The 26,261-nt window shown below is 39.9% G+C and carries 28 protein-coding genes; 14 read left to right on the top strand and 14 right to left on the bottom strand.

Annotated elements, in window-relative coordinates:
* The 3 genes from nqrF (at position 1) to nqrM (ending at position 2,580) form a co-directional block, all read left to right on the top strand.
* On the top strand, positions 1-1,233 hold the full coding sequence (gene nqrF, locus ACNKW3_RS15280; protein ID WP_427400187.1) for an NADH:ubiquinone reductase (Na(+)-transporting) subunit F: 1,233 nt from the start codon (positions 1-3) through the stop codon (positions 1,231-1,233).
* Between the two features lie 69 nt (positions 1,234-1,302).
* Positions 1,303-2,337 (top strand): FAD:protein FMN transferase, encoded by a 1,035-nt coding sequence (locus tag ACNKW3_RS15275; RefSeq protein WP_427400186.1) that lies wholly within the window; start codon positions 1,303-1,305, stop codon positions 2,335-2,337.
* 9 nt (positions 2,338-2,346) lie between these two features.
* Positions 2,347-2,580, top strand: a complete 234-nt coding sequence (nqrM, locus tag ACNKW3_RS15270) for a (Na+)-NQR maturation NqrM (protein ID WP_427400185.1) — start codon at positions 2,347-2,349, stop codon at positions 2,578-2,580.
* Here nqrM and ACNKW3_RS15265 read toward each other — a convergent pair.
* Positions 2,577-3,263, bottom strand: a complete 687-nt coding sequence (locus ACNKW3_RS15265) for a hypothetical protein (protein ID WP_427400184.1) — start codon at positions 3,261-3,263, stop codon at positions 2,577-2,579. The genes nqrM and ACNKW3_RS15265 overlap by 4 nt on opposite strands.
* A gap of 104 nt (positions 3,264-3,367) precedes the next feature.
* On the opposite strand from ACNKW3_RS15265, the gene dinB reads away from it, so the two are divergent.
* From dinB to ACNKW3_RS15245, 4 genes are all read left to right on the top strand, one after another.
* Positions 3,368-4,438 (top strand): DNA polymerase IV, encoded by a 1,071-nt coding sequence (dinB, locus tag ACNKW3_RS15260; RefSeq protein ID WP_427400183.1) that lies wholly within the window; start codon positions 3,368-3,370, stop codon positions 4,436-4,438.
* A gap of 136 nt (positions 4,439-4,574) precedes the next feature.
* Entirely contained in the window at positions 4,575-6,134 is a 1,560-nt protein-coding gene (locus ACNKW3_RS15255) for a M17 family metallopeptidase (RefSeq protein WP_427400182.1), read from the top strand.
* Positions 6,134-6,361 (top strand): DUF1653 domain-containing protein, encoded by a 228-nt coding sequence (locus ACNKW3_RS15250; RefSeq protein ID WP_427400181.1) that lies wholly within the window; start codon positions 6,134-6,136, stop codon positions 6,359-6,361. Before ACNKW3_RS15255 ends, ACNKW3_RS15250 begins: the two co-directional genes overlap by 1 nt.
* A 12-nt stretch (positions 6,362-6,373) precedes the next feature.
* The gene (locus ACNKW3_RS15245; protein ID WP_427400180.1) at positions 6,374-7,222 is read left to right on the top strand and encodes an MBL fold metallo-hydrolase; all 849 of its coding nucleotides are present in this window, start codon (positions 6,374-6,376) and stop codon (positions 7,220-7,222) included.
* 61 nt (positions 7,223-7,283) lie between these two features.
* On the opposite strand, the gene ACNKW3_RS15240 is transcribed toward ACNKW3_RS15245, so the two are convergent.
* Genes ACNKW3_RS15240 through ACNKW3_RS15230 form a run of 3 tightly spaced genes read right to left on the bottom strand, consistent with a single transcriptional unit; the run spans position 7,284 to position 12,110 of the window.
* Positions 7,284-8,930 (bottom strand): amidohydrolase, encoded by a 1,647-nt coding sequence (locus ACNKW3_RS15240; RefSeq protein ID WP_427400179.1) that lies wholly within the window; start codon positions 8,928-8,930, stop codon positions 7,284-7,286.
* 4 nt (positions 8,931-8,934) lie between these two features.
* Positions 8,935-9,921 (bottom strand): serine/threonine dehydratase, encoded by a 987-nt coding sequence (locus ACNKW3_RS15235; protein ID WP_427400178.1) that lies wholly within the window; start codon positions 9,919-9,921, stop codon positions 8,935-8,937.
* Positions 9,922-9,962: 41 nt separating this feature from the next.
* On the bottom strand, positions 9,963-12,110 hold the full coding sequence (locus ACNKW3_RS15230; RefSeq protein ID WP_427400177.1) for a DPP IV N-terminal domain-containing protein: 2,148 nt from the start codon (positions 12,108-12,110) through the stop codon (positions 9,963-9,965).
* A gap of 136 nt (positions 12,111-12,246) precedes the next feature.
* On the opposite strand from ACNKW3_RS15230, the gene ACNKW3_RS15225 reads away from it, so the two are divergent.
* Positions 12,247-12,876 carry an NAD(P)H-binding protein gene (locus ACNKW3_RS15225; protein ID WP_427400176.1) on the top strand — a complete coding sequence of 210 codons (630 nt, stop codon included), beginning with the start codon at positions 12,247-12,249 and terminating at the stop codon, positions 12,874-12,876.
* Between the two features lie 103 nt (positions 12,877-12,979).
* Entirely contained in the window at positions 12,980-13,345 is a 366-nt protein-coding gene (locus ACNKW3_RS15220; protein ID WP_427400175.1) for a hypothetical protein, read from the top strand.
* A 64-nt stretch (positions 13,346-13,409) separates the two neighbouring features.
* Here the strand turns inward: ACNKW3_RS15220 and ACNKW3_RS15215 are convergent, their stop codons facing one another.
* The 4 genes from ACNKW3_RS15215 to ACNKW3_RS15200 all read right to left on the bottom strand — a co-directional run bounded on the left by ACNKW3_RS15215 (position 13,410) and on the right by ACNKW3_RS15200 (position 16,345).
* Positions 13,410-13,811, bottom strand: coding sequence for an ExbD/TolR family protein (locus ACNKW3_RS15215; protein ID WP_427400174.1), 402 nt, complete (start codon positions 13,809-13,811; stop codon positions 13,410-13,412).
* Between the two features lie 104 nt (positions 13,812-13,915).
* Positions 13,916-14,440 (bottom strand): flavodoxin FldB, encoded by a 525-nt coding sequence (gene fldB / locus ACNKW3_RS15210; protein ID WP_427400173.1) that lies wholly within the window; start codon positions 14,438-14,440, stop codon positions 13,916-13,918.
* A 16-nt stretch (positions 14,441-14,456) separates the two neighbouring features.
* Positions 14,457-15,401, bottom strand: coding sequence for a hypothetical protein (locus ACNKW3_RS15205; RefSeq protein ID WP_427400172.1), 945 nt, complete (start codon positions 15,399-15,401; stop codon positions 14,457-14,459).
* Positions 15,402-15,460: 59 nt separating this feature from the next.
* A complete protein-coding gene (locus ACNKW3_RS15200; protein WP_427400171.1) occupies positions 15,461-16,345 on the bottom strand; it encodes a hypothetical protein in 885 nt (294 codons plus the stop codon).
* A 191-nt stretch (positions 16,346-16,536) separates the two neighbouring features.
* Here ACNKW3_RS15200 and ACNKW3_RS15195 point away from each other — a divergent pair, with 191 nt between their 5' ends.
* A complete protein-coding gene (locus ACNKW3_RS15195) occupies positions 16,537-17,652 on the top strand; it encodes a hypothetical protein (RefSeq protein ID WP_427400170.1) in 1,116 nt (371 codons plus the stop codon).
* Between the two features lie 5 nt (positions 17,653-17,657).
* On the opposite strand, the gene msrA is transcribed toward ACNKW3_RS15195, so the two are convergent.
* On the bottom strand, positions 17,658-18,197 hold the full coding sequence (msrA, locus tag ACNKW3_RS15190) for a peptide-methionine (S)-S-oxide reductase MsrA (RefSeq protein ID WP_427400169.1): 540 nt from the start codon (positions 18,195-18,197) through the stop codon (positions 17,658-17,660).
* A gap of 118 nt (positions 18,198-18,315) precedes the next feature.
* Between msrA and ACNKW3_RS15185 the strand changes: the two genes are divergently transcribed.
* The 3 genes from ACNKW3_RS15185 (at position 18,316) to ACNKW3_RS15175 (ending at position 20,958) form a co-directional block, all read left to right on the top strand.
* Entirely contained in the window at positions 18,316-18,708 is a 393-nt protein-coding gene (locus ACNKW3_RS15185) for a thiol-disulfide oxidoreductase DCC family protein (protein ID WP_427400168.1), read from the top strand.
* Positions 18,705-19,430 (top strand): SDR family NAD(P)-dependent oxidoreductase, encoded by a 726-nt coding sequence (locus tag ACNKW3_RS15180; protein WP_427400167.1) that lies wholly within the window; start codon positions 18,705-18,707, stop codon positions 19,428-19,430. Before ACNKW3_RS15185 ends, ACNKW3_RS15180 begins: the two co-directional genes overlap by 4 nt.
* Positions 19,431-19,536: 106 nt before the next feature.
* Positions 19,537-20,958 carry a sodium-dependent transporter gene (locus ACNKW3_RS15175; RefSeq protein ID WP_427400166.1) on the top strand — a complete coding sequence of 474 codons (1,422 nt, stop codon included), beginning with the start codon at positions 19,537-19,539 and terminating at the stop codon, positions 20,956-20,958.
* Here the strand turns inward: ACNKW3_RS15175 and ACNKW3_RS15170 are convergent.
* Together ACNKW3_RS15170 and ACNKW3_RS15165 are read right to left on the bottom strand one after the other, a co-directional pair.
* Positions 20,955-21,791, bottom strand: coding sequence for an NAD-dependent epimerase/dehydratase family protein (locus ACNKW3_RS15170; RefSeq protein WP_427400165.1), 837 nt, complete (start codon positions 21,789-21,791; stop codon positions 20,955-20,957). The genes ACNKW3_RS15175 and ACNKW3_RS15170 overlap by 4 nt on opposite strands.
* A 6-nt stretch (positions 21,792-21,797) precedes the next feature.
* On the bottom strand, positions 21,798-22,601 hold the full coding sequence (locus ACNKW3_RS15165) for a DUF2884 family protein (protein ID WP_427400164.1): 804 nt from the start codon (positions 22,599-22,601) through the stop codon (positions 21,798-21,800).
* A 305-nt stretch (positions 22,602-22,906) separates the two neighbouring features.
* On the opposite strand from ACNKW3_RS15165, the gene ACNKW3_RS15160 reads away from it, so the two are divergent.
* Positions 22,907-23,095: a hypothetical protein gene (locus ACNKW3_RS15160; protein WP_427400163.1), complete on the top strand. Its 189-nt coding sequence runs from the start codon at positions 22,907-22,909 to the stop codon at positions 23,093-23,095.
* A gap of 80 nt (positions 23,096-23,175) precedes the next feature.
* Here the strand turns inward: ACNKW3_RS15160 and ACNKW3_RS15155 are convergent, their stop codons facing one another.
* Genes ACNKW3_RS15155 through ACNKW3_RS15145 form a run of 3 tightly spaced genes read right to left on the bottom strand, consistent with a single transcriptional unit; the run spans position 23,176 to position 26,255 of the window.
* Positions 23,176-24,465 (bottom strand): mechanosensitive ion channel family protein, encoded by a 1,290-nt coding sequence (locus ACNKW3_RS15155; protein ID WP_427400162.1) that lies wholly within the window; start codon positions 24,463-24,465, stop codon positions 23,176-23,178.
* Positions 24,466-25,350 (bottom strand): acyltransferase, encoded by an 885-nt coding sequence (locus ACNKW3_RS15150; RefSeq protein WP_427400161.1) that lies wholly within the window; start codon positions 25,348-25,350, stop codon positions 24,466-24,468. It abuts the gene before it with no gap.
* The gene (locus ACNKW3_RS15145; RefSeq protein WP_427400160.1) at positions 25,338-26,255 is read right to left on the bottom strand and encodes an acyltransferase; all 918 of its coding nucleotides are present in this window, start codon (positions 26,253-26,255) and stop codon (positions 25,338-25,340) included. The genes ACNKW3_RS15150 and ACNKW3_RS15145 overlap by 13 nt, the downstream gene beginning before the upstream one ends.
* Positions 26,256-26,261 lie beyond the last annotated feature (6 nt).

The raw sequence follows: 26,261 nt of genomic DNA, 5'->3' as shown, positions 1-26,261 counted from the left end.
ATGAATCAGTCTGAAATCTACCTTGGCGTAGGTATGTTTATCGCAATAGTGTTGGTACTTGTACTTATCATCACTTTTGCAAAATCAAAATTAGTGCCCAGTGGTGATGTTCAAATCATCATTAACGACGATCCAGATAAGGCTATAACAGCTTCTCCTGGCGGTAAGTTACTTGGTGCGCTAGCTGACGCTGGTATCTTTGTATCATCTGCTTGTGGTGGCGGTGGTTCTTGTGGTCAATGTCGTGTCGACATTAAAGAAGGTGGCGGTGAGATTCTGCCTACCGAACTCGATCACATCACTAAACGTGAAGCTAAAGAAGGTTGCCGTTTGTCATGTCAGGTAGCGATTAAGCAAGACATGAAAATCGAACTTCCAGAAGAAGTATTTGGTATTAAAAAATGGGAGTGTGAAGTTATTTCTAATAATAACGAAGCTACTTTCATTAAAGAACTTAAACTTGGCATTCCAGACGGTGAAAGCGTGCCTTTCCGTGCCGGTGGTTATATTCAAATTGAAGCTCCACCTCATCATGTGAAATACAAAGATTTCGATATTCCGCAGGAATACCGAGGTGATTGGGAGCGCTTCGGCTTCTTTGACATTGAATCAAAAGTAGACGAAGAGACAATTCGTGCATACTCAATGGCGAATTACCCAGAAGAAGAAGGCATTATCATGCTTAACGTGCGTATCGCTACGCCGCCACCGAATAATTTGAGTCTACCTGCGGGTAAGATGTCATCTTTCATTTGGTCGCTTAAGCCAGGTGATAAAGTGACGATTTCAGGTCCATTTGGTGAATTCTTCGCCAAGGATACAGACGCTGAAATGGTGTTTATTGGCGGTGGTGCAGGTATGGCGCCTATGCGTTCACATATCTTTGACCAATTGCGTCGACTTAAATCTAAGCGTAAGATTTCATTCTGGTATGGTGCACGCTCATTACGTGAAATGTTCTATGTAGAAGATTTTGATACCCTACAAAAAGAGAATGACAATTTTAATTGGTATGTGGCTTTGTCTGATCCTCAACCGGAAGACAATTGGGAAGGGTACACAGGGTTTATTCACAACGTATTGTTAGAGAATTATCTGAAGGACCACCCAGCACCAGAAGATTGTGAGTTTTATATGTGTGGGCCACCTATGATGAACGCAGCTGTTATTAACATGCTTAAAGATCTAGGTGTAGAAGACGACAACATTATGTTGGACGACTTCGGCGGTTAACGCGTATAATATAACGCTAAGTAACTTTAAAAGGGGCAATCGCCCCTTTTTTATTGATTAAGTTGTGAGATGAGTATCAGATTTTTTCTAGTTCTAATAACATTATGTTCATTATTGAGTGTTACTGGTTGTGCACCTAAAAGCCCTGAGATGATTGCTTTTTCAGGACCAACCATGGGCACCATGTATAACGTCAAGTTCGTGCTCGATGATATTCAAGCAGAACGAATTAACACAGAGCAGATAGATCTAGAAATTAAACAAAGTCTTCAACAGATTAATAATTTAATGTCTACCTATATTAATGATTCAGAACTATCGCGATTAAATAAAGCACCTGCTGGCGTTCCTTTTAGGATTAGTGCTGAAACGGAATTTGTGCTAGCTGCAGCCATAGAACTGCATCACATGAGCATGGGTGCGCTAGATATTACCGTTGGTCCATTGGTTAACCTTTGGGGATTTGGTCCTACAATGAGGCCTAATAAAGTGCCTACAAACGAAGACGTGGAAGAAGTTAGGCAATTTGTAGGTCTAGATAAATTCCAATTAAATGATAGAGCTGTAATTAAATCACATCCTGATGTGTATATAGATTTATCGACTATTGCCAAAGGTTATGCGGTAGATGAAATTGCTGCTTTACTTGAGTCTTACCATATTACTAACTATTTAGTGGATATTGGTGGGGAAATGCGCATTTCAGGAAAGAAATCCGAAGATAAAGATTGGTTAATAGCCATCGAAAAGCCTGTGACCAACCAAAGAGCAGCTCAGGTTATTATTTCTATCGGTGACAATGCGATAGCCACATCTGGAGATTATCGTAACTATTTCGAAAAAGACGGTATTCGATATTCTCATTTGATCGATCCTTCTACTGCTAAACCCATACAGCATAATTTGGCAGCTGTAAGTGTGATTCATAAATCCAGTATGATGGCAGATGGACTGGCCACGGCATTAATTGTGATGGGAAAAGAAAAAGGTTTAGCTTTCGCTGAATCAGAGAATATTCCGGCATTGTTTGTTGTTAAGGAAGGCGAAGATTTCGTAGAATATCATTCGACTGCCTTTGACAAGACAGTGTCAGTAATGCATTAGAGGCAAATTTTGAGTACATTCATTTTAGCGTTTGTTTTCTTTCTACTTATGGTGTTGGCCATGGGTGTTGGTTATATTTTTCAGAAAAAAAGCATTTCTGGTTCTTGTGGTGGGCTTGGCGCTTTAGGCGTTAGTAAAGCTTGTGATTGCCCTGAGCCCTGCGATCGTAAAAAAGCAAGGCTAGCTAAACAAGAGGCTAGAGAAGAAAAGCTTAAAGAATGGAAAGATAATCAGATTCTTTAGTCTGCTGCTCTTACCCAGCGAGAATTGACCAACGAGATAAGTTTATCGTGTTCTTTGCTGCCCTTATTAACAGCAATGAAGGCATCTATGCTATCCACTTCTTCTATTATTATGTCTTTAATGGGCGGTGTGTCTGACAATTCAAGTTTCTGTTTAAAATGCTCATAAGGTCTTTTATAGGCAAGTAAGTACTCTGTTCTACCTAACAGAAAAGCATTGGTTACAACTTCGACTGAATTAGAATGAACAGGCGCCACCCCACTGTCTATTAAACGCTTAGCGTGTCCGTTATAGTCAAACCCATACAATAAAGAAACCGTATTTTTTTCCTTAGCATTTGGATTACGACCTTGAATGATGGTCAATCTAGAAAATGGAATTTCAGAGTAACTCAAAAGCCCTTCGAGCATTTTTGTGGTTTTTACATTAATAGAAAGATCTAACGAGTTATTCGTAATACTTCTATAGATGCGTTTAGGCGATGCACAGGTAAGATGGAAATTATAGGTAGACTCTTTGAAAACGTTTGTCATCAGATCATTTAAGGTGCCCTGACAACTGCCACCGTCATCCACGATAGTGAAAGGAGGAAATATAACCATACCAAGTTGCATAGTACTTTCCGGCGGTTTTGCGAAAACCGCACCACTAACAAGAACTAAGGTTAAAAGTAGTGTCTTCATAAAAACTTGGTTATAAGTTATTCAAAAACTATAGCATAAAGTCGTAGATTGACAAATACAAGTTGTTTTGTTTTACTGTATGTATGAACAGTGTAGGTGCGAGAATGAAAAAGTTTATTCATGTTGATATGGATGCGTTTTACGTAGCTGTAGAGATCAGAGATGCACCAGAACTAGCTGATAAACCGGTAGCTGTTGGCGGACGTTCACGCACCCGCGGTGTGCTATCCACTTGCAACTACATTGCTCGGCAGTACGGTATTCACTCAGCAATGCCGACGGCAATTGCTGTGAGAAAATGCCCAGAGTTGATTATAGTGCCGGGCAGAATGCAAGTTTATAAGGAAGTAAGTCAGCATATTCGCAGTATATTCAAGCGCTACACCGACCTTATCGAGCCCCTTTCTCTAGATGAAGCCTATTTAGATGTGACTGATACGATGCACTGCAATGGTTCTGCGACTCTGATTGCCCAGGAAATAAGGCAGTGTATCCAAGATGAACTTAATTTAACCGCATCTGCTGGCGTTGCACCACTGAAATTTGTGGCTAAAGTGGCGTCAGATATGAATAAGCCTAACGGGCAATATGTTGTAACCCCAGAGAACCTGCAATCCTTTATTGATAATTTACCATTAAATAAAATACCAGGGGTGGGGAAGGTCACTTTTGAAAAGTTAAAAACCCTTGGTTGGTTAACGGGCAAAGATATTCGAGAGCTAGAACAAAAGGATGTTATCGCTCGATTTGGCAAATTTGGCGCTTCGCTGTGGCGCAAATGCAATGCTATCGACAACAGAGGTGTCGAAGTTTCGCGGATAAGAAAGTCAGTTGGAGTAGAACATACATTTTCGGAAAATCTCAATAATGAACAAGCCTTGAGTGAGTACATGTCCGAACGCTTAATACCTGAACTTAAGAAACGCGCTAAAAACTATATAAACGAAAACCGAATTGATAAATTGGGGGTTAAAGTAAAGTTTGCTGACTTTCATCAAACCACTAAGGAACAGAAATTTAACAGCATTAACCTCGACATCTTTTCCAGCCTTTTACATGAAGCATTTAAAAGAGGAAATGGTAAATCAGCCCGTTTATTAGGTGTACATATTGGTCTGGTAGACGCAATACCAGAAGATTCCCATCAACTTACTTTTGATTTAGAAAAAGTGTAAATTAAACGAAGTTATTTAAAGCGTGTTTAGCGTTAACTTCATAACTGAAGTTTCTGAATTATCTTTAGATTCGGATAATTCATTACAGTTAAAATTTGTCTATACTATTGTTTAACTTATCTACACAGGAGATTTTATGTCTTTTCCTGCTCCGATTGGCTTAGCGTCATCGGGTCCTTTTTCTTCTTTTGATTTATCTATTGTTGTGTCAGACCAATCGAGTTCTGAGGTGTTTTCTGAATTATCTAATGTAATGGATGAGCAGCATGCCCTAGACCCTAGAGTGGGTGATAAAGTGTCATTGTTACTAGATTCTAGTTTTCCCGGGGGACGCTTGTTACATATACCAACGGGAAAGCTAACCCGAGACTATGATGATGTAAGGCGAATATTTGATTTAGGTAGGCAACATGCGGATTTATTGATTGAACTGAAATCCACAAAACCAGTGGTTTCCGTTGAGCTTAATAATTTACCCGATCATAAAAAAGACCTTTTTGCTAAAGCATTAGGCGTGTTTTACTTGGGGTTGTGCCAAGGTCTATACCAACCATTGGAAGCTAGACAATCACTCGGTGAAGATAGTCTTGAACCCGTGCAACAAATCGCATTAATTGGTGCCGACGAGGTTTTAATTAAACAACTTATAGCGACTGAAGCGGGAAAACGTGTTGCACGAGATTTATGTGGTACAGAGCCAGAGCGTATGGCACCACCCGGCTTTGCGGATTATTGCCAAGCATTGTTCTCGCATACTGATGTAGATATCACTATTATTGATGATGAAAAGCAATTGTTCGATCAATATCCCGCCCTGCATGCAGTTGCGCGAGCTTCATTACATGTTCAGCGCCATCAACCTAGAGTTATTCAATTGACTTATACCGGACAAGGAGAAATCTCAGAAACCCTTATGTTAGCCGGAAAAGGCATTACTTTTGATACCGGTGGAGTCGATTTAAAAGTTAATGGTCACATGGCGGGAATGAGTCGAGATAAGGGCGGTGCAGCAGCGGTTGCTGGTTTTATGTATGCCTTGGCTTTATTGAAACCCAAAGGCATTAAGGTGATGGCTGAAATAGCCGCGGTACGAAACAATGTTGATGCGGAAGCCTACACCCCAGATGAAATTATTACTGGGCATTCAGGTGTAAGAGTACGTGTTGGTAATACCGATGCCGAAGGCAGACTTGTAATGATGGATATTTTGTCTCACTTTAGGGAACAGGCTGCCAACGAAATAAATCCAAGTGTGTTCAGTTTTGCGACTTTGACAGGGCACGCAATGCTTGCACATGGACCTTATACCGCAGTGCTAGAAAATGGTCCTGCATTGGCATCTGGAGTGAACGAAAAACTGTGTTCTCAAGGTCTTCTATGGGGAGATATGTGTCATCAGTCCCTGGTACATCGTGAAGATTATGAATTTGTCCAACCAAGAACAAAAGCTGATGATGTATTGTCTTCGAATAATGCTCCATCAGTGTCTACTGTTAGAGGACATCAATTCCCGATGGCGTTTTTAGCTATAGCGTCAGGATTGGATAAGCATGGCTTAGATTCGCCTGCACCTATACCATTTACACATGTGGATATTGCAGGCTCAGGTGTCGAAAACATGAGTTGGCAACATGGCAAGCCAACAGCTGCACCTGTCACTAGTTTATTGGCAAGCTATATTTTTGGTAACAGCTGATGCAACTAAAGAAAGGGCGTTATCAACATTATAAAGGCAATTACTACGAAGTGATTGATTCTGTAAGACATTCGGAAACCGAAGAAGTACTGGTGTTATATCGACAACTTTATGGTGATCGAGCTCTTTGGGTTAGACCGTATAATCATTTCTGTGAAATGGTAACCGTCAACGATACAAAAGTTTCGCGTTTTAGATTCGTCGACGACAGTGGTGAAACAACTTAATAAAGGACAATTATGAAAAGAATACTGGTGATAGCAGCTTTGGTCTCAACGAGTCTGGTAGCGTTTTCACAAGATAGATTTGCCGATGTTGAAGTAACGTCTCAATCTGTATCAGGCTCTGTATATATGTTAACTGGGGCAGGAGGAAATATTGGCGTTTCTGCGGGTGACGATGGATTATTAATTATTGATGATCAGTATGCACCATTAGCTGACAAAATCGCCGCCGAATTAAAATCCATTAGTGACATGAAAACCAAGTATGTAGTAAACACCCACTATCATGGCGACCATACTGGTTCTAATGCATTTTTTCATGAAAACCAAGGCGCAACTATCTTTGCCCATGAAAACGTAAGAATTCGATTAGCTTCAGCAGAAGATGCTGATCAACAATCGTTACCGGTCATTACCTATAAAGATGGCATTAAATTTCATATAAATGGTGATACAGCACATGTATTTCATTTACCCAGTGCGCATACCGACGGCGATAGCGCCATATGGTTTGAAAAAGCCAATGTATTGCATACAGGGGATATTTTTTTCAACGGCATGTTCCCATATGTTGATTTAGGCGCTGGTGGTGATGTAGAAGGTTACATTGAAGCGATTAAAGTGCTGTTGGCGAAGATTGACCCGACCACTAAGATTATTCCTGGCCATGGTAAATTAGCCAATAAACAAGACCTGATGCGTTTTGTTGATATGATTGAGCAAACACATCAATATGTTCAGGCGCAAAAAGCCAAAGGCATGTCCGAAGCTGAAGTGGTTGAAGCTGGGCTAGAAGAAAAATGGAAATCTTGGGCTTGGCAGTTTATCAATGAAGAGCGTTGGATTAAGACCCTATATCAATAAATAGGGTTTTGCTTGCAACGCTCATGTTGACCTTGTTTATAAATGGTGTTTACAGGCGAGATTAAAAAACCTGCTTCCCATTCACCCAAGTTTGCTGTACCTGAATATCTCTGATTTGAGAAGCAGGTATAGCAAACATGTCTTTATCGATAATAATGAAGTCGGCTTTCATACCTGGTGAAAGTTGGCCGATACTATCTTCTTGAAATGCTGCATAAGCTGCATCAATGGTAAAGCCTCTAAATGCCTCTAAAAGGGTCACAGATTCTTCAGGGATCCAACCGCCTTGAGGTTGATTATCCCCATCTTGTCTAGTAACAGCCGCATGCAACCCATGAAATGGATTGGCCAACTCCACTGGAAAATCGCTTCCAAACGCAATGCGAGAACCCTGATTTAAAAACGTTCGCCATGCATAGGCGCCTTTTAAACGTTCTGCGCCAAGCCTGTCTTCTGCCATATTTTTATCACTGGTGGCATGAGTAGGTTGCATAGAGGGAATGATGCCGTACTCCACAAACAGTGGAATATCTTCTACCGCAATGACCTGAGCATGTTCAATCCGGTGACGTTGCTTGTTATCTGGATACTTTTTAAATGCTTTAGCAAAGTGTTGCAAAACCAAACGATTTGCTCGATCCCCTATTGCATGAAAATTAAGTTGAAAATCTTCTCCAATGACTAAATCAAACACTGCTGGCAGCTCTTCTAGCGGGGTTACCAGTAAACCTTTATTATCTGGGTCATCTGAATAGGGGGCCAAAAGCGCAGCGCCACGACTGCCCAAAGCACCATCGCCATAGGCTTTTACTGAGCGAATGGATAAAAATTCATCTTCATCTTGATAATGCCCTTGGGCTAACATTTCTGTGATATTAGGATCTGTAGCGGCTAACATCGCATAAATTCTAAGATTGAGCCGATGGGCTTCTGCTTGCTCAACATACATATCTCTAACGCGTTGACTGATACCGGCATCATGCATACTAGTCACGCCTAAAGACAGCAAATGCTGTTGTGCAGTATCTAGCTGATTTCTAAGTTGTTCTAGGCTTGTATCAGGGATGTGTTGCCATACTAGATCCATTGCATTATCGATAAGTACGCCTGTTGGATTGCCATTTTCATCTTTTACAATCTCGCCACCTTCAACGGCAGGAGTGGACGCATTAATTCCTGCAACTTCTAGGGCTTTAGAGTTCACCCATGCAGCATGACCATCTATTCGACTTAAATACACCGGAACGTCTGCAAATTCCTTGTCTAATGAATCTTTTGAGGGGAATTGTTTTGATGGCCAATTAACTTGATTCCAGCCTCTACCCATTACCCAGACTCCGGTTTTATGGGCACTGACAAACTGAGTAATAGCTTTAACAGCGGCTTGTTCTGATTCACTTGTTCTGAGATCGACTTGGGTGAGATTTTCCCCAAGACCCAGCAAATGGCCATGGGCGTCAATGAGGCCAGGGATAAGGGTCTTGCCCTGTAAATCAACGACTTTGTCTACAGAAGTGGTGTTAGGTTTGCCGATAGAGACGACTTTGTCATCCTCAATTAGCATCTCATCGAATTGTACTAATTCACCTTGCTGATTAAGTGTATAACCATTGATATTGGTAAAGTGAGTGGTTTTCGCGCTCAGAGAAACGGGAACAAAAACTAAGGATATTAGTAAGGGTAAGGTAGTAATTGCTTTCATTTTCATTCCTCTAGTTCAAACTCGGTAAAGTATTTAGGTTATCATTAAGCCAGATTTTATGCATTGAGGACGAACTGATGTTACCTCCGCTTAAAATAACTAACACGCGTTGTTTTTTGTTCTGCGTTGACAACCATCGAACAACTGCATCCATCGCCAAAGCACTTGTAGGTTCAACATGTAATTTTAATAAATGTTGTAACCATTGTGTCCAATAAATGATCCCTTGTTCATCAACTTCATAAAAATCGTCAACTTGCTGAATAATTGGGAAAGTGTGTTCGCCCACACTCGGTGTTGCGGCACCATCTGCCAATGTTTGAGCAGGCCCGTCGAGGGCAATGATTTTGCCCGCGCGACGAGATTTTGCCGCATCATTGGCTTGCAAGGGTTCGGCACCAATGACTTTGGCATTGGGCGCTAATGCTCTTGTAGCTACGTATGAGCCTGATAGTAATCCGCCACCGCCACAAGGTGCAAATACAGCATCTACATCTGATATTTGTGCTAGAGCTTCTGCTGTTGCTGTGCCTTGCCCGGCAATAATGTCAGGATGATTGAAAGGAGGAATCCATACAATACCCTCTTCTTGGGCTGCGTTTTGTATAGCAGCATCGGCCTCTAATCTAGTGTCGAATAAATGAAGCTCTGCGCCATAATACTTAGTCGCATTTGCTTTTACTGGCGAAATATTTTGAGCCGCATAAATCTCAGAAGGTATTGAAAATATTTGACTGGCAAGCGCTACTGCTTGTGCATGATTGCCAGAAGAATTAGCCACAACTTTATTCACCTCGTCACCACTTTCTCGTAACTTGGCAATAAAGTTGGTCGCCCCTCTTATCTTAAAAGCGCCTATTTTTTGCAAACATTCCGCTTTAAAAAATATCTCATGTCCCAACCACTGATTTAACAAATGAGAGCTTACAATGGGCGTTTTGTGGACGTATGGCGCAATACGTTGTTGCGCCATTTGAATATCATGATATGTGACCATTTAACCCCTCAGTTTTCATTATTAGAGGCTCTTTCTTCGATCTACTTATTCTCTAAGTGTTGGTCGAAAAAGCGGGTAATAGTTTTGTACATGTGTATGCCTGTAGCTTTTCCTCGCAGACTATGTTTCTTGCCAGGGTAATCCATTGTATGGAAAGGAATAGCAAGATCTTGCAAATGCTTATATAACTTGGTGCTATGACTAAACAATACGTTATCATCTGCCATGCCATGATAAATGAGTAGCTCACCAGTTAAGTCCTTCGCATAAGGGAATACGCTTGAAGCAGTGTATTTGTCATCTACTTCATTCGGGTTACCCATGTAACGCTCAGTGTAGTGGGTATCGTAAATTCTCCAGTCAGTTACTGGGGCGCCTGAGACGCCTACTTTAAAGTAATCGCCAGCTTGGAACATGGTCATCAGGGTCATGTAGCCACCATAGCTATGGCCATAAACGCCAATACGCTCAGGATCGACATAATCGAGTGTTTGTAAGAACTTAACCCCAGATACCTGATCAGTGACTTCAATGCTTCCCATGGCTTGATAGATAGGCTCTTCAAACGCTTTGCCTCGATAGTTCGACCCGCGGTTATCTATGGAGAAAACGACATAACCTTTTTGTACCCAATGCTGGAATAATAAACCTCTATTTCCGGCCCATGCGTTGGTGACTACTTGCGCATGAGGTCCACCGTACAAATAAACGATCACAGGGCGTTTGCTATCGATATTTTCTGGCGTATATAAACGGTAATACAAGTCAGTGGACTTATCGTCTGATTTAATTGTGCCAAAGGTTGGCTCAATCCAATTTGCCATATAGGGATACAACGGATGACCTTCTTCCACTTTGTTATGGTCTAACCAAGTGAGTTGTTTTCCATTGGCATCATGCAAAGATACTTGAGGTGGAGTATTGATGTTAGAACTGGTTTTAACAAAGATCGAACCGTCTTTACTAAAGTTGGTGTTGTGGAAGAAACCTTTTTCTGTCAATCGCTCAATCTGAGAAGTTTCAAGATTTAACGCATATAAATGACTTTCTAACGGTGTATCTTTGCGACCTTCAAAGAAGATGGTATGGGTATTTTTATTAAAGCCTTTTATGCTTTCTACTACCCATTCACCTTTTGTCAGTTGTTGCTTAACTTTGCCGTCACTGCCGATTAAATAAAGATGCTTATAACCATCTCTTTCAGAAGCCCAGATAAAATCGCCATTATCTAAAAATTTAATATCGTAGTGCAGGTTTATCCAAGTATCACTTTGTTCAGTCAACAATGTATAAGTTTTAGTTTTGGCGACATCATAGGCATTTAGTGCCAAGTGTTTTTGATCTCTAGTTTGTACCTGATAGGTGAGGGTATTGTCATTTTTCCAATCCACTCTTGCCAAATAGATATCTTTGTTCTCGCCAAGATCAATCCATTGCAATTCATCAGTGTCTAAGTGGGCAACGGCCAGTTCAATTATGACATTGTCGGTTCCCGCTTTTGGATATTTTTGCTCGATCATCTTTATGCTATCCGCATAAATTTCAGAGCGCGTAATATTCATCACGGGGGCTTCGTCGACTTTGGTTAGGGCAATATAGGATTCGTCTGGTGACCACCAGTAGCCTGTCATACGTGACATTTCTTCTTGAGCAACAAATTCCGCCATGCCGAATTTAATATCGCCAGCACCTTCAGTGGTGATCGCTTTTTCTTTTTTGGTAGCAAGATCTACCACATATAGGTTTTGATCCCGAATAAAACTAACATAGTTACCTTTGGGAGAGAATTTTACGTCAGTTTCAAAGGCCTCGGTTTCTACAAGCTTAACAGCACTTTCACTGCCTAATTTAAAATAATAAATATCGCCACCAAGAGGAAAAACTAAGGCTTTACCATCAGCAGACCATTGATAGTCAAGGATACCACTGCCGTAAACACGCATTCGTTCTCGACGCGCTTTTTCTTCATCAGATAATGCCTCATCCCCAGTATGCAAATCATCGGCATCAAATAGCACTCGCGTTTTGCCTGTAGCAATGTGATATTCCCACAAATCATAACGTTCAAAGTCATTCTCTTTACCTTTTATAAAAGTAACTCGAGAACCATCGGGAGACACTTTCAGTTTTTGTGGTGGAGCGCCTGACAAAGAGGGAGATTCGTGAATTCTTTCGATATTCATATTCATTTTAGTGGATGCATAAAGGGTTGAAGTTAGAAAAACGGATGTCGTTATAGTAAAAAATAAAAAAGCGATTTTGTTCATAATGTCGTAGTTATTATTATAAAAATTCCTATCCAAGGGTAACACAAAGTTTAGCAATATGAATAACAAATACAGTGCCACCGTACTTGGTGCAACCGGCGTCGTCGGCAGAGCCCTAGTTAATGCTCTTTGTCGGGATGAGCGTTATTATCAGGTCACCTGTTTAGTCCGCTCCCCGCTTTCAAACAAAGACTATCATGACCCGAATAAAAAGATTCAGGCCGTTGTTATCGATTTTGACAATTTACAAGATTATCAAGGGTATTTTACGGTTGATCACGTGTATTGTTGTTTAGGTACAACATTAAAACAAGCGGGAAGTAAAAAAGCCTTTCGTCGGGTAGATTTTGAATTTGTACACATTGCCGCGCAACTTTCTCGCGCCCAAAGAGTCAAAGGTTTTGTATGGATATCTTCCGTTGGTGCTGACGCCAAAAGTCGGTTCTTTTATTTACGTGTAAAAGGAGAATTAGAAAACGCCATAATGAAAATGCCTCAGTTACAACATGCGGCTGCAGTACGACCATCGTTAATAGTCGCAGAGCGTAAAGATAATAGATTGCTAGAAAAGCTAGCATTTATGCTTTTAACTCTGGTAGATTGGTTATTAGTGGGATTATTGAAAAAATATAGGTCGGTGCAACCCCAACAGGTTGCCGCTCAAATGATTCGACTACAAAAGTTTTAAATAATATTAAAGTTATCCCACTTTACGGTGGATATAAATTACATAAGGAAAGCGATAACAAACGGTTTTATTAACACCAACCACTAGCCAAGAGGGTTTTTTTATGACAACAAAGCTACCTCAAAGTATTAAAGTGCTATTCGATCAAGTAAGGGTGACAAGATTTTGGTGGGACGGTGTGCAAATCAACATTCCAATGCATACGGTATATGCGGTTATTCCAAACCCTGTATCAGCCTATCGAACTAAAATTTCTGGTGTAGAAGTGCCTGTTATGTCATTGGGTGGGTACAATGTACCTGTGTGGGACCCAATGCACAAAGGTCTGACAAAAATGCCAAAATTTGCAGTTGTCATCATCCATCAAGAAAATGAAAAGTTTGGGTTATATGCTTATCCAGCAGACTGCATGGATGAGTCTTTTACAGTGTCATATGACGAGTGGTTTGAACGCCAAAAAACGTCTTAGTTAAACAATAGACATAAAAAAAACAGCCGTTAAGGCTGTTTTTTTGTTGATAGGTCGCGTCGAACTAATCTTTAACAAGTACCGAAACGTTTTGAATACCCGCAATTTTTACCTGGTCCATCACCTGAACCACAATACCATGCTCGGTATCTTCGTGGGCTTGGATTGCGGCAGAGTCAGTCGCATTTTCTGCAAGATAGGTTTGGGTGTTGGCAACAACACGGCGAACATCCACTATACGACCACCCATACTGATTTCACCCGTTGCACTTATGCTTATAGATAGTGCCTTGGATGGTGTATTGGTTTCTTGATCTGACTTAGGACGGTTAGCCATTAATCCTTTTTCAGATGAAAAGGTAGTGGTTACGATAAAGAAGATAAGCATGATGAACACTATGTCCAACATTGGCGTCATATCGATTTGGGCTTCGTCATCAGCAGCTGTGTGCTTTTTTCTCTTCATTTTATACAGCTCATTGTTACTAATTTGGATTACATAGTATATCGAATCCGATGTAAAAGCCAATCCGGTAAACGAAAATTTATTAACAAAAATTGATTAATTAATTATAAAATTGCCATTTCTTCGACTAACTGCTTGCACCATAGGTGAATTCTTTGTTCGCTGAGGTCAAATTGATTTTCATCATCTAAACTTAATCCAACAAAAAACTCACCATCTTCAGTGATGCCTTTTGAAGCCGTAAACTCATAACCTTCATTTGGCCAATAACCAATAAAGTTAACATCCAACTGCAATAATTCGTCATGTAGCATACCTAAGGCATCTTGAAACCAGTCGGCATATCCCATTTGATCACCCAGTCCAAAAAGAGCGACTGTTTTACCTGATAAGTTAAGTTGTTTTATGTCGTCCCAACTTGATTCCCAGTCCTCTTGTAACTCCCCAAAATCCCAAGTTGAAATGCCGAATAAAACAAAGTCGTAATCCTCAGCTTTGTTTAGGGCGACATCTTTAATATTGAAAATTGGTACTGGCTGATTCAGGTTTTTCTCTAATACCAGTTGAATTTTTTCCGCTGCCATTTCAGTGTAACAGGTGGTAGAACCGTAAAATATTGCGATCTTCAATTAAAACTACTCCGGACTATTCATGTTGTCTAAATTGGATTGTACTACCATCGGCAAGAATCAGTTTACATTCTTGGTGACCTGTTTGTCGGTCAATGGTCAGTAGACCCATGGCACATTTATTCACAATTTCGCCGCTAGTATTGTCAGGATCTCTTTGTTTTATTGACATGTTTCGACGCTTGGTCAAAAAGTTTAAAGGTGACCTGTGCCCGTATAATAACCGATTGAATCTGTCGAACCACTTGATCAAACCTTCAGGAAAAGCGTTGTGAATGCCTGAACAAGTAAACTGCAATATTTTAGGACTATTACGACGAAAACGTAAACTCACATCATACACAAAGGAATAATGCACATCGCCGGATAAAATTGTAAAGTGGGGTGGGGTAGATTTATGGGTAAAAATATTCAGCATAACGTTGGCCGTGCCTTTATGCGCCATCCAGTTTTCTGCATCCACCATTAGAGCACCGCCAAAGAAAGTAAAAATACGTTGAATGGTTTCAATGAACTTAATGCCATAAATAGGCGCGGCCGAAACCAGAATTACAGATTCTTTGCCAATTACATTTTGTTGCAGTTCACACAATGCTTCCCAATCCATTAAACCAGATGGCTTATTCGGGTTAGATTCGCTACGCCATCTTTGGGTTCGGGTATCTAGTACTTGCACTGGAGGATCGGTTTGCAGTTGGTAATGCCAATGATCAAAGGCGAGTAATTTATCGATAAACAGTTGATGTTGTTCTTTGGAAGGTGATACAAAGCGTTTATTCGCTATCTCAATCATAGGTGTTAAATGATCAATAGGATTACCGATCCCTTGGCAGAGAAAATATGCCGCTAAAGCATTGCCAATAATTTGTTTGGAGTATGGGTTATTATAAACTTGCTCTTCCCAAGCACGGGTTAAATTCCAATCATCGGTGACATCATGATCATCAAAAATCATATACACAGGCACATGAGCCAGAGCTTTTTCGACTTGAGATAAGCCCTTACAAAAGTTTTCTATGGCTACTTTTCAGAGGCATATCTCGGCTGAAACTCTGTCGCAATATCGGGAGCTGAAAGGTCAATTGATGACCATAACCGCGAAGACCAACTCAACAAGTAAAGCGCAATCATTTCATTTAGTGCAATCAGATGGTTTTGCGCATTCACCGAAGTAAACACAGGCTTTTTTTTGCCTTTAAAAAATACCTTTTCTAAATCCTCATTGATTTCGGTCTCGGGTAATAAATTTTGTCGCTGGTAAAAGCAATCAGGATGACCAATTAATTCTTTCGAATTTTGTATTTTACTCCCTTGAATCTCTTCTTCGAATAAACCCAGCGCTTGAATGACTTGTTGTATGGCATGTAGCATGGGCCCTGCAACATCGTCAACATACACTTGATCACCGGTGAAAAGGACAATATCAGGGCGTAAATCGTCATTGGCATCTGGAGCAACTAAATTGGCTAGTTGGGGTAGGCTATCTTGTTCTGGATAATGTGCTTTGCGACAAGAGCCGTGCAACACATTTTCAAGTTGTGATACGAATTTGAAACTGAATGCTGCATACCCTGAATAACACATTTCAGGGAGTTCTTGTGCAAAAGAACTCGCTTTACCTTCATAAGTAAAGGTTAAATCATAAGTATATCTTTGTTTTTCAGCCAGTTCAGAATCAAGATCTATTGACAGCAAGTTGATAAAACACTTTTCACCTAGTTGCCAATGAATGTGCTGAACGCCTTGAATAGAGACTTGTGATTTTGTTGGCGCATCTACTTCTTGAATAACGGGTTTGCAGTCAATCAACTCGCGACTGACATACCATATACTCAATTTATTTTTCGCCAAATGACGCAACTGCGGACCGGCGATAATCAGCGGGATATTTTGACTATTTACCACGTTTTAAAAGTAACTAAAGGTATCGATTATTCATTAGCATATCATGTGGTTATAAAAAAGTTTGATCAAAAACATAGGATTAGCGTTTCTTATGTAAACATTCATTACAATTTACACATTATTGAGTAATAATAGGCGTTTAATGTGTTAAACAGGGAACTATAACAGTGAACGGAAACCTTCTGCGATTATTGACAACTTTAAGCACTCTTCATTTTGTTTTTGCTTGCAGTGATAGCCAGACAGTTGAAACTCACGTTCTAGACCCTAAAGCACCCATTTCAGAAATACGACTAGAGGGTGTTTGGGTAGTAGAGCAAGATGGCACCACCATGTTAAACCCACAGAGTTCGGGTTTATCTGCTGATGAAAACTATATCTATTCATTATCTGATGCTAGCGCTGATGAATCACAAGTTCGCAGGTTACATCTGTTTAATCCTGAGTCTGCTGAGGTAATTAAAAAAATCCCTATCACTGACTACCAAGATATCGTGGTTAATTCCTGTTTTTACACCTATTTAAATGGTATGCCCGACTTTGAAGCTATGGTGCGACATCCTTTACTCCAAAATCATTGGATATGGGTAACAGAAGATGCCACAAGAGGAGAACCACTAACACCAGAATGTGCTCAGCAATATGCAAACTCAGGTTCTACAGATTACCCTAGTTTATTGGTATTACTGAAGCAACATGACGATCACTTATCGGTTGAATCAGTCAGACCTGTGCAGTTTGATGTAAATGATAATATGGGCAATTTTCCTAATGATGGCATCGAAGGCTTGGCGGTTACTAAGGATGCTAGATTGCTTTTAGGCGTTGAGAAAGATGCCAATACTCAACCTAGAGTTTTCGAAGTACAGTTGACAGCAGAAACCTTCTCGACCACTGACTTTTTGCCGGTTAAAGACGCTGAATTAGATATTCCGACTTTTGATGCTGGCAATCATCCTATTAACGGCATGGACACTTATTATGCGTCAGATGAACAAGGATATTTAATCGCAGCCGCGCGCAATGACAATGAATTGTGGATCATTGACTTAAATAAGAAAAAGCCAACAGTGATACTACCTTTGGTCTTTTATGCACCATCATTAGGAGAAGGATGTGAACCCATGCACCTAATGGACAATGCTTCTTTGGAAGGCGTTGCAGTGCATGGCGATACCCTTTATTTGATAAATGATCCTTGGAAGCGAAACTATCATAAAAATGCGACCTGTGAGGGCAACCTCGCACTTTATCAACGATTTTCGCCGTTGTTGTTTAAACTCAAAATCCAAAATGAATGGTTTTAAACACCCTAGGAAGATTTTAAACGTTTAGCAAAGGTCTTCTTAAATTTTGCCAATTTAGGCGCGACTACCATGTTGCAGTAAACGTTCTGAGGATTATTATTGAAGTAATCTTGATGATAATCCTCAGCTTGAAAATAAGAGCTTAGGGGCTCTATTTCGGTCACTATTGGATCTTCATATACTTGAGCTTGCTTAATTTCCTCAACAATTGCTTGGGCATCCTGTTTCTGAGATTCATCAGTATAATAAATACCACCTCTATATTGCGTACCCACATCATTTCCTTGACGATTTAATTGTGTTGGGTCGTGTAACGCAAAAAAGATTTCCAATATTTCACGTCTGGAAATTTGGTCTGTATCGAAGGTGACTTGCACCACTTCTGCATGCCCCGTATCACCAGAACAAACCTGCTCATAAGATGGGGAGTCTATTTGTCCATTCGCGTACCCAGAGTAAGCGCTTATAACCCCTTCAACTTGATTAAAAGCTGACTCTATACACCAAAAACATCCGCCAGCTAGGGTAATTTTTTCTTCTGCCATAAGTATCCTAAACTTGTATGTTCATTATTGTATACAAAGTGAGGCATCTTTGAGCTCAATTCAAGTCAACCAAAATAAAATATTTAACGTAAATACTGTATCTTTTTGAGGAGTTAATATGGCGTTTACCCTTTTTTATGATGGCAGTTGCCCCTTGTGTATGAAAGAAGTACGGGCATTGAAAAAACGTGACACTAAAGGCGATATTCAATTTGAAGATATCACCGAAGATGATTTTTCGGTGCGATATCCGCACTTGTCGGTTCAAGATCTAGATGCGCGTATTCATGGAATGGAAGAAGATGGTCGCTTACTCTTTGGTTTGGATGTCGCTCACAGAGCTTGGGGGATAGTCGGTTTTGGCTGGCTTTATGCTCCTTTGCGATGGCCGGTTATTCGCTGGTTTGCAGATAAAGGCTATTTATTATTTGCGCGTCATCGACATAAGATTTCCGCGTGGTTGATGGGCAAACCTGAATGTGAGGATAAGTGTAGGATTAACAGCAAATGAAAAAAAATGTATTGGTCATTGGGAGCAATGGCGGTATAGGCAGTGCTGTTATTAATGAATTAAGTAAAGATGATGAGATTGCTCATATCTTTTCAGTGTCACGAAACGAAAAAAAACATCAAGATCCCAGGTTTAGTCATTATATGGTGCAAGATGAAGAATCTGAGATTACCGAGTTCGCCCAAATAATGGCTGAGCAAAAAATCTGTTTTCATCAAGTATATTGCTGTTTAGGTGTGCTGCACAAAGATGATGGCATCAAATTAACTCCCGAAAAACGGCTGGAAGATATTTCGCAGGAACAATTTTTGGAATACTTTCGCATTAATACGGTTCTGCCTGCATTATGGTTAAAGCATTTGGTCAATCTTGTGTGTAAAGACAAGGCCGTCATCAGTATTATTTCAGCCAGAGTAGGCAGTATCTCAGACAATCGACTTGGCGGCTGGTATGGCTATAGAAGTGCGAAAGCAGCGTTAAATATGGTCATCAAAACGGCTTGGGTGGAATATCAAAGAAGACGTTCCAATACCATCTTAATTAGCTATCACCCAGGTACTGTAGACACAGAGTTATCGGCACCATTTCAAGGGAATGTTAAACCTGAAAAGCTCTTTACGCCTGAATTTACCGCGGAGCGTTTGGTGGATATTTGCAAACAAGCAAAGATTGAAAATTCGCCCTATTATATTGACTGGGATGCTAAGTCCATTAACTGGTAGAGACAGTAAAAAATATCCTCAAATCCAATACAGAAATAGCAGACATTAGTGTTAATGACTGTTAACATTTAAGTTCAAATAATAAAAACAACAAAAGGACTTCATAATGTCTGGTAATAGAGAGCAGTTTGGCTCTAAGCTAGGTTTTATACTTGCGGCAGCTGGCTCTGCTGTGGGTATAGGCAATCTTGTGGGTTTTCCCGTTGGTGCTGCAAAAAATGGTGGTGGCGCCTTTCTAGTAATGTACGCTATTTTTGTATTTTTCATTTGCTTGCCGGTAATGATTGCCGAGATGACGGTGGGTAGAGCTGGGCAAAAAGACCCGCTCGGGGCTTACAGCGACTTATCTAATAAAAGTGGCCTTTGGCGAATTGCAGGCTGGTTGTCAATTATCACCCCCTTTATGATTGCCGTATTTTACTTGGTGATCACCGTTTGGATATTCGGTTATTTAGTCGAGTCCGTGATGGGCAATTTAGATGTTCTTGCCGACCCAAGTACCTTTGGTACCTTCATCAACAGTAATTCGCTTTTCTTGTACATGGCACTAGTGCTTTTAATTGTTTATTTAATTTTGCAAGGTGGGGTTAAAGAAGGCATTGAAAAAGCCGCCAAAGTACTCATGCCCGCTTTGTTCGTGATGTTGGTAGCCTTGGTGATTTTTGTCCTGACCCGTGACAACGCAATTGAAGGGGTTAAATACTACCTGATTCCAGACTTTTCGAAGATTAATGCCAGCGTCATCAATGGCGCTTTGTCTCAGGCTTTCTTTTCGCTATCTTTAGGCATGGGAATAATGATCACTTATGGTAGCTACATTAATAAAAAAGCTAACTTACCTGAAGCCTCTAAATTGGTTGCATTAACAGATACGGCTGTAGCCTTTACTGCAGGATTGATGATTCTACCTGCAATATTTTCTTTTAATCCTGAGGTAGATCCAAACGAGCTAAGTGAAAGCTCTGTATCTATGATCTTCTCTTATTTGCCGCAAATATTCTTAGAGCTTCAGAGTTCTTTAGGATATGTAGGCGCAAGTTTTATCGCATCCGTATTTTTCCTCTTAGTGTTTTTCGCAGCCATCACCTCGCTAGTGTCAATTTTCGAGGTACCAGTAGCATCCCTTATGTGCGAAAAAGAAGTTTCTAGAAAGAAAGCCTTGGTTGTATGCGGAATCTTGTTAGTGGTGTTTTCGGTTATGTGTGCATTATCGTTTGGATTTGTTGATTTCTTTACGTCATTTGTCAGTTATGCAGACCAGAACAAATCCTTTTTTGATCTGGTTTACGACGTATTCTACGATACTATCTTGCCATTGAATGGTTTATTGATATGTTTGTTTGTCGTCTACCGTTGGAAGAAACTTGCGTTCAACGAGGAGCTAGAACAAGGAGCCGAAGACTATAAAGGCAGTTGGTTAGAAAAATATGTGACCTTTTCTTTAGGCACCTTTATTCCTAGCATTTTGTTCATCATATTCATCAATACAGTATTACAAAAATATTTTGGTTTCGCCCTTATCGGCTAGGCTGGAAGCATGTCAAACGGAGAGGGATAGACGAGCTCTATCCCCAGTTCCTCGATAGCGTTTTTACCATCCACGATTCGAAAAGTATCCTGCTCTTGCTGAGCTAAGAAATTAGGTGATGATATTCCTAGTTGTTGAGCACACCAAGTGTAGTAAGGCTGCTTTTGTGGATGTTCTAAACTGCATAGGTTATAGGCTTTTCCGCAAATTTTCTGTTCTAGCAATACAGCGATAGCTTGAATTACATCTTGTTTATGCACAAGGTTCACAGGGCATTCAGGGCCACTTATTTGCTGCTTTTTTACCAAGGTATTCACTGGATGACGAAAACTACCATCATAGTTTGGACCTACTAGACCGGAAAGTCTTAATACTAAACTCATATGCCCATACTGATCTAATAAATAATCTTCTATTCGGCTATGGGCAATTCCCGACTCAGTGGTGGGACATTTGGGTGTACTGTGGCCGACAATGCCAGTGTAACCCGAATAAACAGAGGTCGTACTGATAAAGATTATTTGCTTAACTTGATGTTTAACCGCGATATCGATTAAGGCGCTTATGGCTTTAAAATAGGTAGAGGATGATAATTTTGTTCGACCAGCAGCGATATTGATTACTAGTCGTTTATTTTCGAACAATTTTATTGCTAATTCATCTTCTATGAGATCGTAACAGTTAAAGGTGAAAACGTTAAAATTGGTCGAATCTTGAAGATGCTTGGCCTTTTCTGTGGAAGTGACAGTACCAGTAATGTTTACCTTGTTTTGAGACAGCTGGTGGGCAAGTGACAAACCCAACCAGCCAAGTCCAATAATAGTGACGTCCATTTAATCCTATGTACGTTGATTAAGCTTAACTAAATCTAATTTACTAAAATCTGAATATTTTTGTAAAGCATTCTCAGTATTATCGATAACCTCAAGAGAGTCACATAGTCTTTTCGCTGAGCTTTCAATTTTCGCACTTTCTACTTCGATTTCTTGTTCTAATTCTTCACCCAGATTTTCCATACGAGTTTCAAAATCGGCAAGATCTGTATCGCCTGACATCATGGCTTTGCCAATGACCACAAACATTTGTCCCATAGCTTCTGCCATTAACTCTTCAACCGCTGAATCAATCTTAGTATTTAAACTTTTAGAAAAGCTGCCTTCTTCAGCAAATATGGCTTTGCCAAATTGCATACTGCCGTCTGGCTGATAAATTGCGTCTCGCAATTCGGTTTCAATTTCAGATAAGGTTTCACTTAATGATTGCACCATAGAATTATTTTCACCGAATAAACCGTTAAGTACTTTGGTCAATGCAGTGTTGGTAACCGCAATTGCATCGCTAGCAAGCTCGATAGCATCAGGCACCAGCGCTTTGATATCAGAATAGTATTGTTGCGTTAGCGAGCGTTGAGCGCTATTTAATGATAATTGTGACCCGTTCTTCCATGTATCGCCTTGTGCATTAATTTTTAAGATGTCGCCATTGTCCAAAGTAATAGTCATTAAATCTTCGGCAACGTTTAGTTCAGCATTAATGTTTACATCGCACTGTTCTGACACTCCATATTCATGAGCTTCAGCTTTAGTAAATGGGGATAAAATTAGTGCTAAAACGGCAAGAATTGTGGTTAACATAGCTTTCATTTGATTAATTCCTATTATTTTCGTCTTTACAATTTGGGCACAAAAAGTAAATTATCTTTTTGTTTTAATATGAATTTCACCATAGCAATTCATGCGCCAATAAAAAATACAGTTTAAAAAACAAAGAGATACGGATTTTTGAGTAACTTAGATCAAATCATTTCGACATTATTCTGGTATAAATTACTAACTCTTAGTGAATTTGACCAAGATCATAAATATTAAAAAAAAGACCGAAGTAGCATAGCACTAGACCAAAGATTCAGTATAATACGAGCAGTTATTATGCAAAGGTATTATCTGAGATGGGCGAAATTGTTTTCACTTTAAAGTTTGCTGTTTTTATCCTAGCCTTAGTTTTAGGATTAAGCTGCATCGTCATGGGGTTTCTGTCTACTAAGTCGGGTGCAGAAGCTATGAAAGAAAGAATCGAATACGGTTTTCTTGGTGTGTCTGGTCTCGCTGTTACAGGCTTAATGCTTTACGCTCTATAAGCGAAAAATTTCATAAGTTGCATTAAGCATCTTGTTTTAAGCTTAGAAAATGCTGTTCACTTTGTGAACAGCATTTTTTTTTACTCATTGGTGTTTTTTATCTCTATTGCCGATGGTACTGAAGAGCGATCGCTAACTCTTTGATACACATTCAAGCCAAATACTGGTAACACGGCTAACAAGTGGTCAAAAATATCTGCCTGCAAGTGTTCATACATAACCCACTGCGTTTGTTTAGAGAAACAGTAAATCTCTATGGGCAATCCAACCTCGGTTGGTTTTAATTGACGTACCATGCAGGTAAGCTCTTTGTGTACATCTACATGGTGCAGTAAATACTGCTCTGCATAGGCTCTAAATGTTCCTATGTTAGTTAACCTACGAGAGTTTATGATGTCAGACTTATCGGTTTCGATTCGTATTCTATCTTCGGCCAGCACTTTTTCTTTATTGGTTAAATATTCATTCAATACCGTGAATTTCTTCCATGCCTTGACATCATCTTCGGTGGCAAATCGAATCGAACGCATATCAACATTGATCGAACGTTTGATTCGACGGCCGCCAGCTTCACTCATACCACGCCAGTTTTTTACTGCTTCTGTGGTCAGAGAATAAGTAGGGATAGTTGAAATTGTTTTGTCCCAGTTACTGACTTTCACCACTGTAAGTCCAATTTCTATAATATCGCCATCCACGCCATATTTCGGCATTTCAATCCAATCACCAGTGTTAAACATACGGTTTGCTGCGATTTGAATACCTGAAACAAAGCCTAGAATGGTATCCCGGAAAATCAACAATAGAACTGCAGCAATAGCGGTTAACCCTGATAGAAGGTAAATAGGGCTTTGTCCGATCAACAGTGAAATAATTAAAAACACCAACATCAAGGTAAAGAGTAATCTTCCTACCTGAATGAACCCTGTGATAGGGGCTCTCTCCGCCAGCGAAGATTCGGCATAAATTTTTTCAACGGCGGTCAGTAGTGACTGTAATAATAGATAAGAAACAACAATGTTGTATAAGGATGAAAAATAGTAGGTCAGGTCATAAGCTAGGTGTTCTTGTAAATGCAAGGTTGAGTTGCAGTAGAATAAAAACAACCCAGGAACCAGATGTGCAAGACGGCGAAAGAAGCCTGACTCATGGAGGTGATTATCCCATGTAGTTTTGGTTCTTTTGACAATAATGGGTAATTCAATTAAGACTAAAAGTCGGAATAATAGCCATAGGACAAAAGCTGTTCCAAATAACAGGCCTAAACTGATAGCTTGATAAAGCATACCCTCTGTAGAGATGGCGGCAAAGCCAAAATATTCTAATACTTCATTTACCAAATGAGAGAGTGTTGCAGCTTGATTAGTCATTTAACTCATCCACATCTTCATACGTTCGTTTTTCTTGGTCCAAAGGCGATTAAGCCAGTCTTGAAATTTATTTTGAAAGTGTTCATTTTCAAAGTAATCACCAATGATGTCATTCGTCACCGGAAGCGTACGTACATCTATTACAATCTTTGTCATTCTGCCGGCTAGCATATCCATCATAGGGTGTGTCGATTTAGGATAGGCGAGGGTTATGTCCAGAATATTACTGAATAATTCTCCCATCACCGCCAAGGTAAAAGCGATACCGCCAGCTTTGGGACGCAATAAGTGTGAAAATGGACTTTTACGTAATTTTTGTTTTTTAGCAGTAAATCTTGTGCCCTCTACAAAATTGATGACGGTTGTAGGTTCATCCACATAGCGTTCACATGATTTTTTAGTGGTTTCGATATCCTTGCCTTTGAGATGCGGGTATTTTTCAACATAGGCTTTGCTATAGCGCCGCATAAAAGGCATATCCATGGCCCAAGCCGCTAAACCGACAAAAGGTAACCAAATCAGCTCTTTTTTTAGAAAGAACTTAGGGGGCGGAATACGTGGCGCGCAGAAGTCAATTAACAAAATAATATCAAGGTAACTAGAATGATTGGCGGTGATTAGATACCACTTTTGTTTCGATAGGGGTTCATCAATTTCTATTACAATTTCTATGCGATTAAATAGCTTAATTAATGCGACGCTGAATACGCCGAAACTAAAGTACATTCGATTCATAGCGCGAGCAAAAAACTTTTTGCCAAATCTAAATGGTAATACCAATCTAAGCATGCCAAAAATAATGACTAAACTTCCCCACCAACATAAATTAATCAGTTGAAAAGTTAAATGGATCGGAAAAACGATAATACTTCTTAGTGACCACATGAACTTTCGTGTTCCTTTTCTAGTGCCAGCAATTTATCTTCTTTTTGTAACCACAATTGATTTAACCACTGCTGAAATTTCTGCTTTTGGTTTTCATCTGTAAAATAACCTTCGTTAAAAATACCGGATGTTTTCAACTGATTAATTTCAATGGTGTCAACATCAACAATGACATTTTTGACTTTTCCACAAACAAAATCCCAAAAACTAGGTATGCCGCCGGGATAATAAATGGTCACATTGATTAATTTATTGAGTCTTTCACCCATGGCACTCATCACAAATGCAATTCCGCCGGATTTAGGGGGCAGCAGTCGTTTAAATGCACTGTTTTGCGGGAGTTTTTTGGGCGAGAATCGAGTCCCTTCGACAAAATTCATAATACTCACTGGGCTATTCCTAAATTTTTCACATGCCTTTTTGGTTGTTTCTAGATCTTTGCCTTTTAAATGGGGATTTTTGGCTAAAAATGATTTGCTGTATCTTTTCATAAAAGGAAAATCTAATCCCCACCAAGCAAGACCAAGAAAGGGGACAAAAATTAAATTCTGCTTTAAAAAAAACTTTAAAAACGGAACTTTTCGATTAAACACCCGCTGTAGAGTAAGGATATCGACCCATGATTGATGGTTGGCAATTACTAAGTACCAGTCACGCTTTCTCAATTCTCCACTTGCGTTCAAAGTAAAACGAGTTCTCGAAAAGATCTTTTGATTAAGATTATTAATCCCTATCCACAATGTCGCAATTGCATCCACTGTTTTAGACATCAATGTTTGCCACGGTCTTATCGGGATTAATTTACACACTGAAAAAAAGAGTAACGGAGTTACACAAATGACAGTGTTAATGAAGTAAATACAAACCGATACACTACCATTTAATACATAGAATAGTTGCTGCATAAAGTC

Origin of the sequence: Glaciecola sp. 1036, from assembly GCF_050306235.1 — a bacterium.
GTDB lineage: Bacteria > Pseudomonadota > Gammaproteobacteria > Enterobacterales > Alteromonadaceae > Glaciecola.
Note: the sequence above shows the minus strand (reverse complement) of the source record. Positions and strands in the feature narration are given on the sequence as shown.

Coding starts and splice junctions, on each gene's coding strand:
- ACNKW3_RS15255 (WP_427400182.1), top strand. CDS start 4,575: ATGTCTTTTCCTGCTCCGATTGGCTTAGCGTCATCGGGTCCTTTTTCT.
- ACNKW3_RS15230 (WP_427400177.1), bottom strand. CDS start 12,110: ATGAATATGAATATCGAAAGAATTCACGAATCTCCCTCTTTGTCAGGC.
- ACNKW3_RS15185 (WP_427400168.1), top strand. CDS start 18,316: ATGGCGTTTACCCTTTTTTATGATGGCAGTTGCCCCTTGTGTATGAAA.
- ACNKW3_RS15150 (WP_427400161.1), bottom strand. CDS start 25,350: ATGTGGTCACTAAGAAGTATTATCGTTTTTCCGATCCATTTAACTTTT.
- ACNKW3_RS15265 (WP_427400184.1), bottom strand. CDS start 3,263: ATGAAGACACTACTTTTAACCTTAGTTCTTGTTAGTGGTGCGGTTTTC.
- ACNKW3_RS15215 (WP_427400174.1), bottom strand. CDS start 13,811: ATGAAGAGAAAAAAGCACACAGCTGCTGATGACGAAGCCCAAATCGAT.
- ACNKW3_RS15165 (WP_427400164.1), bottom strand. CDS start 22,601: ATGAAAGCTATGTTAACCACAATTCTTGCCGTTTTAGCACTAATTTTA.
- ACNKW3_RS15245 (WP_427400180.1), top strand. CDS start 6,374: ATGAAAAGAATACTGGTGATAGCAGCTTTGGTCTCAACGAGTCTGGTA.
- nqrF (WP_427400187.1), top strand. CDS start 1: ATGAATCAGTCTGAAATCTACCTTGGCGTAGGTATGTTTATCGCAATA.
- ACNKW3_RS15235 (WP_427400178.1), bottom strand. CDS start 9,921: ATGGTCACATATCATGATATTCAAATGGCGCAACAACGTATTGCGCCA.
- ACNKW3_RS15275 (WP_427400186.1), top strand. CDS start 1,303: ATGAGTATCAGATTTTTTCTAGTTCTAATAACATTATGTTCATTATTG.
- ACNKW3_RS15225 (WP_427400176.1), top strand. CDS start 12,247: ATGAATAACAAATACAGTGCCACCGTACTTGGTGCAACCGGCGTCGTC.
- ACNKW3_RS15240 (WP_427400179.1), bottom strand. CDS start 8,930: ATGAAAATGAAAGCAATTACTACCTTACCCTTACTAATATCCTTAGTT.
- ACNKW3_RS15170 (WP_427400165.1), bottom strand. CDS start 21,791: ATGGACGTCACTATTATTGGACTTGGCTGGTTGGGTTTGTCACTTGCC.
- ACNKW3_RS15220 (WP_427400175.1), top strand. CDS start 12,980: ATGACAACAAAGCTACCTCAAAGTATTAAAGTGCTATTCGATCAAGTA.
- ACNKW3_RS15145 (WP_427400160.1), bottom strand. CDS start 26,255: ATGCAGCAACTATTCTATGTATTAAATGGTAGTGTATCGGTTTGTATT.
- ACNKW3_RS15155 (WP_427400162.1), bottom strand. CDS start 24,465: ATGACTAATCAAGCTGCAACACTCTCTCATTTGGTAAATGAAGTATTA.
- ACNKW3_RS15250 (WP_427400181.1), top strand. CDS start 6,134: ATGCAACTAAAGAAAGGGCGTTATCAACATTATAAAGGCAATTACTAC.
- ACNKW3_RS15160 (WP_427400163.1), top strand. CDS start 22,907: ATGGGCGAAATTGTTTTCACTTTAAAGTTTGCTGTTTTTATCCTAGCC.
- ACNKW3_RS15175 (WP_427400166.1), top strand. CDS start 19,537: ATGTCTGGTAATAGAGAGCAGTTTGGCTCTAAGCTAGGTTTTATACTT.
- msrA (WP_427400169.1), bottom strand. CDS start 18,197: ATGGCAGAAGAAAAAATTACCCTAGCTGGCGGATGTTTTTGGTGTATA.
- dinB (WP_427400183.1), top strand. CDS start 3,368: ATGAAAAAGTTTATTCATGTTGATATGGATGCGTTTTACGTAGCTGTA.
- ACNKW3_RS15180 (WP_427400167.1), top strand. CDS start 18,705: ATGAAAAAAAATGTATTGGTCATTGGGAGCAATGGCGGTATAGGCAGT.